The 6,130-nt window shown below is 72.5% G+C and carries 6 protein-coding genes; 2 read left to right on the top strand and 4 right to left on the bottom strand.

All coding sequences use genetic code 11. The features are described 5' to 3' along the window. Positions 1-3: 3 nt before the first annotated feature. The 3 genes from E1293_RS43350 to E1293_RS43340 form a co-directional block, all read right to left on the bottom strand. Positions 4-2,193, bottom strand: a complete 2,190-nt coding sequence (locus E1293_RS43350) for a hypothetical protein (protein ID WP_132205402.1) — start codon at positions 2,191-2,193, stop codon at positions 4-6. Beyond that, positions 2,190-2,927 carry a hypothetical protein gene (locus E1293_RS43345; protein ID WP_132205400.1) on the bottom strand — a complete coding sequence of 246 codons (738 nt, stop codon included), beginning with the start codon at positions 2,925-2,927 and terminating at the stop codon, positions 2,190-2,192. Before E1293_RS43345 ends, E1293_RS43350 begins: the two co-directional genes overlap by 4 nt. A gap of 68 nt (positions 2,928-2,995) precedes the next feature. Further along, positions 2,996-3,625 carry a Crp/Fnr family transcriptional regulator gene (locus tag E1293_RS43340; protein WP_243717434.1) on the bottom strand — a complete coding sequence of 210 codons (630 nt, stop codon included), beginning with the start codon at positions 3,623-3,625 and terminating at the stop codon, positions 2,996-2,998. A gap of 65 nt (positions 3,626-3,690) precedes the next feature. Between E1293_RS43340 and E1293_RS43335 the strand changes: the two genes are divergently transcribed. Beyond that, entirely contained in the window at positions 3,691-4,554 is an 864-nt protein-coding gene (locus E1293_RS43335; protein WP_132205396.1) for an LLM class flavin-dependent oxidoreductase, read from the top strand. 26 nt (positions 4,555-4,580) lie between these two features. Next, a complete protein-coding gene (locus E1293_RS43330; protein WP_132205394.1) occupies positions 4,581-5,018 on the top strand; it encodes a nuclear transport factor 2 family protein in 438 nt (145 codons plus the stop codon). 7 nt (positions 5,019-5,025) lie between these two features. Here E1293_RS43330 and E1293_RS43325 read toward each other — a convergent pair whose 3' ends face one another. Then, complete coding sequence (locus E1293_RS43325; RefSeq protein WP_132205392.1) at positions 5,026-6,045, bottom strand: effector-associated domain 2-containing protein; 1,020 nt, start codon at positions 6,043-6,045, stop codon at positions 5,026-5,028. Positions 6,046-6,130: the final 85 nt, after the last annotated feature.

Below are 6,130 nucleotides of genomic sequence, written 5' to 3'. Positions count from 1 at the left end.
CGCCTACCCGTCCCGCACGACCAGCCGCCGCACCTTCACCCAGACCTTGAACACGACCCGCTGCCACTCAGGCAGCAGCAACTCGGCGACGACCTCCTCTCGGACGCCCCGGACGCCCTCCACGTCCGCCCGCAGATTCCCCCACGTTCGGACGATTCCGACAACGCGCCTTCGCAGGGCCGGGTCGCGGTGCGCGGCCCAGATCAGGCATTCCAGGACGCCTCGCCGCAGGTCCGGGCGTGCCAGCGCGGTCTCCAGCCACAGCCTCGCCGCGTCGTCGACGCCGGCACCGTCCGGCGGCGGCATCGCCAACGCGGCGTGCCAGGCGGACACGCAGCCCACCGGGTCGACGGCGTCCGGCCCGGTCAGCACCACCGCGAGGCCGTCCGCGCCCTGCACACGCGCGAGGCGCAGGAACAGCGCCGAACCGAAGAGGGCGCGCTCCGGCGCCCGGGAGAACGGATCAGCGTGCAGATCGTCCGACCAGGCGAGCGCCGCACGGACCACCGCCGCACGATGCCGCGCCCCGAGCTCCAGCGCCGCCCGGAGGGCCGGCCGACGGACCCCGCCGCCGCATCCCGCCAGCCGCTCGATGGCGTCGAGCACGGCCCCCACCGGCCGGGCGCCCTCCGGACGGCGGGCCAGCAGGTCGAGCAGCACGCGCAGCGCCACGTCCGCGAGCCGTCCGCCATCCCGCTCGGACGACAGGCCCGCCGCCGCCCCGCACCACCCCAGCGCCGCCTCGAAGACGACGTCGTGATGGTCCTGTGCCAGCTCGGCGGCCACATCGGCCACCTCGGCGCGCACCTGCTCGTTTCCGAACGTCGCGAGGTGCTTGAGCCGGGTCATGGCGATGGACGGGTACGTCCCGCCCAGCACCTGGCCGACCCGGACGATCGTCAGTTTCAGGGTCTGCGGCAGCCGCCGCTCCCGGGACCACTCGTAGAGGCGGGTCCGCACCCGTCCGCCGACGACCGGATGGAGGCACGCCCGGGCCAGCGCCACGTACGCCAGATCCGCCTCCTCCTCCCGGACCGCCCAGTCATGGGCGGCCCGCAGGATCCGCTCCGCCGATCCATGCTCGGCGGCCAGGTCGGCGAAGACCTCGGCGACCCGGTTCCGGAGCGCGGGGTCCAGCACCACCGCGCCGTCGGCGGGCAGCGCCGCCAGCCAGCCCAGCAGCTCGTTGCGGGCCAGCGGATAGTCGCGCCAGACGAAGCGCAGCACCGACTCCCGATACCCCTGCCGCCGGAAGGCGAGCCGGCCGCCGTCGGCCCCCGCGCCGATCAGCTCGCCCAGCCCGGTGGACGGGCACCACACCAGCCCGCCGCCCTCGACCTTGACCGCCAGTTGCCGCGCGAGCGACAGCGCCGCCCCGTAGACGCTCGTCTCGTCCGCCGGGGCGATCGTCGCGGCGGCGATCAGCAGCGTCCGGTCGCGCGGTTCGGGATGCCCGCCGAACCATTCGCGCAGCTGCTCCTCCCAGCCCCGGTAGGCACGCTCCACCTCGCGCTCGTCGCCGCCCGTGCGGACGACGGCCCGGACGATGTCCGCGAGCCTGCAGGCGTCGCCCGGCGAACCGTCCTTCAGCAGGTCCGCCGCCCCGGGCCAGCCCGGCCAGGCAGTCTCCCCGAGCCCCTTGCGAGCGAGCCTCCGCCGGTAGACCGTGATCGCGTCGGGCGGACGCACCGGGACCGGCGGCAGGACGTCGGCGAAGTCCCCGCGGTGGTCGGCCTCGGTCCCGACGACCAGCAGGTAGCCGCCCGAGGCCCACACCGCCTCCGCGCACGTCCGCAGGCGCGACGCGTCCTCGTCACCGGCACGGACGAGATACCCGACGGCGTCGGCCGACCGGATCTCCTCCACGTCGTCCTCGCCCGTGGTCAACCTGCGGATCTCCAGCCGCGGCCGCAACTCGCGCAGCGCCGCGATCGCCGTGGTCGCCACCCCGGCGCCGCGCGGCCCGCACAGCGCGACGGCCCGGCCCAAGCGCAGGCGCTCGACGATGTCGCGGTGGTTGAGCGCCGGGACGTACTCCGCGACCCGGTCGGCGATCTCGCCGTCCGCGAGGCTCATCGACCGGCGCTCGCGGACGTAGCGGATCTGATTGACGACCAAGTCGTGGGAGACGGTGTTCCCGATGACGTTCTGGGTGTCATCGCCGGTGATCGTCACAGCTTCGACCGTGGTCACGACCGCTCCTGGCGGAAGTCGCCGCCGGCCGTGTTGCCGATGGCGTTCTGGGAGCCGTTACCGCTGATCGTGATGCCGCTGATGGACGTCCCGGCGGACTCTGGCCCAGGCCCTTCGAGGGGCTCGGCAGGCGGCTCATCGCGGCCCGATGGTGCCGGCACATGCAGATAGGCCGGACGGTCGAATTGCTTCACCTGGACTTGGACCCGCATGAACTGGCTCTCGCGCAGCCCTGTCCGTCCGCCGGCGACGTAGGTGGCGAACAGTTCCGCCGAGACGATGACGGCCACGAACGTGACCTCGGGGTCGCTGCGTTTCAACGCGTCCCGCAATGGCCCGGCATCGAGCAGCCGGTTCACGTCGATGGTCGCGGTCGAGATGCCCGGGGCCTCCGGGTGCTCGTCGTCCACAAGCCCGATGTGCAGGGCCACCCGCAGCCGCAACCGCAGCCCCCGCGCCCGCAGCCCCGGCGCGGCCGACGCCAGCGCCTCCTGCAGCCGCCGCGGGAACGGGTCGATCAGCGCCGGCGACGCCTCCAGCGGCAGGATCGCGAGCACCCCGTCTCCGGTGCTTTCGCTGAACCGGACGTCCTCCCACGTCTCACCGAGCCCGCTCTCCCGGCAGGCCGTCGCCAGCACGCGCCGGATCTCCAGGTGGACGGCGGTCAGGTCCGCGTCACGGTGCGCGCTGAACTTCTCGGCGTCGACGACGAGCAAGGCACGGAACGCTTCCATGGCTCTCTCCTAGGCAGTGTCGGCTTTCCACCACCTTGCAGACAGGCCGTCGGGCATGCTGTCAGAAATCAGACAGAGCGGCGTCCCGATGCGGCCAAGGCGCGCAGGCGCGGAAGGTCGGTGATGACCGTGCGGCCGCGCTCGGTCGAGACGACGCCCTGTTCCCGCAGGCGGGCGAGCTCCGCCGCGACGACCCCGCGGGACAGGCCGACCGCCTGGCCGATCTCCAGCTGGCCCAGCCCCACGTCGAGCGGCCCGTTCCCGCCCGCAACGGCGAGCCGCAGCAACGCCCTGACCACACGCGGGCCTGCGGGCAGCGCGGCGGTCTCCGCGCGCCACGCCTCTCCTTCGCGCAGGCGCCGCATCGCCCGCCGCAGCAACTCGTCCTCGGCGCCCGCCGAACGCACCAGCGACCGGAAGCGCCCGGCGGCCAGCACCCGCGTGACGCACGGGTCGACGGCGATGACCGTCGCTGAGCGGCCGTCACCGCCGAGCACGGCGATCTCCCCGAGCAGCTCGCCCGGCCCGCGGACGGCGAGGAGGAGCACCTCGCCGTCCGGGAGCGTGAGCAGCGCCTTGACCCGGCCCGCCATCAGGAGCAGGACGTGCGATGCGGGGTCGCCTTGGCGGAGCAGGACGTCCCCCGCACCGAACCTGCGCTCGGCCCCGGCCTCGGCGAGCAGCTCCCAGACGTCCATCGAGTCCATGATGCTCGCCCGCGACCGCCCTGGCATGGGAGTGGAACACGTTCTAGTATTCCGGCATGAGGTTCACCTACGCCGAGGCGATGACCGACCCGTCGTTCTACCTTCCGCTGGCCAAGGCCGCCGAGGCCGCCGGTTACACGAGCATGTCGGTCGCCGACTCCCTCGTCTATCCGAAGGAGTCCGACTCGACGTATCCCTACACCCCGGACGGCGACCGGAGTTTCCTTGAGGACAAGCCGTTCATCGAGACGTTCACGCTGATCGCGGCCATGGGCGCGGTGACCAGCACGCTCCGGTTCACCCCGTTCGTCCTCAAGCTCCCGGTGCGGCCGCCGGTCCTGGTCGCCAAGCAGGCCACCTCGCTCGCCTGCCTCACGAACGGGCGGCTCGGCCTCGGCGTGGGCGTGAGCCCGTGGCCCGAGGACTTCGAGGTCATGGGCGTCCCGTGGGAGCGGCGCGGCAAGCGCATGGACGAGGCCATGGACATCATCCGCGGCCTCAGCGGCGGCGGCTACTTCGAGTACCACGGCGAGATCTACGACATCCCGGCGCTCAAGATCAACCCGGCGCAGCCGTTCCCCCTCCTGGTCGGCGGGCACAGCGAGCCGGCCCTGCGGCGCGCGGTCGTGCGCGGCGACGGCTGGATGCACGCCGGCGGCGACGACCTGGACGACCTCATCACCAGGCTCGACCGCATCCGCGAGAACGAAGGGAAATCGGACGCCCCCTTCGAGATCCACGTCATCTCCATGGACGCCTACACGCCCGACGGGGTGAAAAGGCTGGAGGACAAGGGCGTCACCGACGCGATCGTCGGCTTCCGGATGCCCTACGCCAAGGGTCCCGACACCGAGCCCCTGAGCAAGAAGATCGAGCATCTGGAAAGGTTCGCCGAGGACGTCATCGCGAAGACCCAATAAAACGAGAACACGTTACACTTCGGCACATGGACGCCATCACCTGGAACGCCCCCGACGCGGACCACCCCGCCCGCCGCGCCGCCCGCGCCTCCATGACCGCCGTCGCCGAGGGCCGCAAGGACGACTGGCTGGACCTCTTCACCCCCGACGCCCTCATCGAGGACCCGGTCGGCCCGTCCTTCCTCGACCCCTCCGGCGGCGGCCACCGCGGCCGGGCGGGCACCGAGGCGTTCTGGACGAACTTCATCTCCACGATCGCCGGCTTCCGCTTCGACATCGCAGACTCCTTCGCCAACGGCCCCTGCTGCGCCAACGTCGCGACGATCACCACCACGACGCACGACGGCTCCACCATGACCATCGACTGCGTCCTGATCTACACGGTGGACGACGCCGGGCGCATCACGTCCCTGCGCGCCCACTGGGAACCCGACCGCGCCATGGCCACCATCACCAAGGCCTGAGGAGCCGTCACGCCCAGGGATCGCGCGGCGGCAGGAGCGCCTGGGCGACCGTCCGCTCCAGGCGGCGCACCGCCATCGACTCCCCGACGAACCCCTCGATGGCCTGCATGAGCTGCTGCAGCCCGCCCGGATAGTCCAGGCACGTCTCGACGATGGCGTAGAGGTCGGCGCGCGCCTCCCCCGACCGCGGGACGGCCCCGGCGATCTCCAGGGACAGCGCTCCGAGCAACTGGTCGCGCCCGCGCTCGACCCGGAGCCGGGGGATCCTCAGCAGATCGTCCACGACCCGGAACAGGTGCGCCGCCGGAACCTCCGCCGCCCCTATCGGAGGCGCCTCCGCCTGCGCGAACGCGCCCGACTCCGCCGGCCTGCTCTCCGGCACCGCGGGAACCTCGGCCCCCCGCCCGGCGGGCCGCACCCCCGGCACCATGACCCAGGCGTCGTCGGTGGTCTCCTTCACCTGCACCCTGACCTGGTAGTAGTCGCCCGGATCGACGCGGCCCCTGCCCTGGCGCACCACGTCCTCGTACACCTGCCGCGACACGATCAGCGCCAGCCCCGTCTCGGCGACCGCCACCGCCTCCTTCAGCGGCGCCGCGTCCAGCAGCCGGAACGTGTGCGTCAGCGCCGTACTGACGATGCCGCGGCCGTCCGACTCGGCCTCCCCGACATTGACGGCCACCCGAAGCCGCATCTGAGCGGGCGCGCTCGCCGCCTCATTGTGGTGCCGCACCTCCGCCCGCAACCCCTCGACCACCGTCGTCAGCAGCAGATCGGTCCGGACGTCCGGCGGAAGGACGACCATCACGCCGTCCCCGCGATCCTCGTGGTAGGCGTCGTCCAGCCGCAGCCCCGCCCCCTGGAGGCTCCGGTCGAGCCCGTCGTACATCGCCTTGCGCACCCGCACCCGCATCGGGTCGACCCGCGAGGCGTCACTGAAGCTCGCGATGTCGCACACGAGGAACGCGCACATCCCCCCGGGGCGCCACCCCTTCGAGTCCGGGCGCATGATCTCCGTCACGGGCACCTCACCGATGGTCGCAGCCGATCCCACTCTGCAACCCTGACCCCTCCCCGGCAAGAAGAATGCGTCATCCATCACAGTCCCGCCC

Origin of the sequence: Actinomadura darangshiensis (assembly GCF_004349235.1) — a bacterium.
Lineage (GTDB): Bacteria > Actinomycetota > Actinomycetes > Streptosporangiales > Streptosporangiaceae > Spirillospora > Spirillospora darangshiensis.
This window is presented reverse-complemented; position numbering and strand designations above follow the sequence as displayed.

Coding starts and splice junctions, on each gene's coding strand:
- E1293_RS43345 (WP_132205400.1), bottom strand. CDS start 2,927: ATGGAAGCGTTCCGTGCCTTGCTCGTCGTCGACGCCGAGAAGTTCAGC.
- E1293_RS43340 (WP_243717434.1), bottom strand. CDS start 3,625: ATGGACGTCTGGGAGCTGCTCGCCGAGGCCGGGGCCGAGCGCAGGTTC.
- E1293_RS43335 (WP_132205396.1), top strand. CDS start 3,691: ATGAGGTTCACCTACGCCGAGGCGATGACCGACCCGTCGTTCTACCTT.
- E1293_RS43330 (WP_132205394.1), top strand. CDS start 4,581: ATGGACGCCATCACCTGGAACGCCCCCGACGCGGACCACCCCGCCCGC.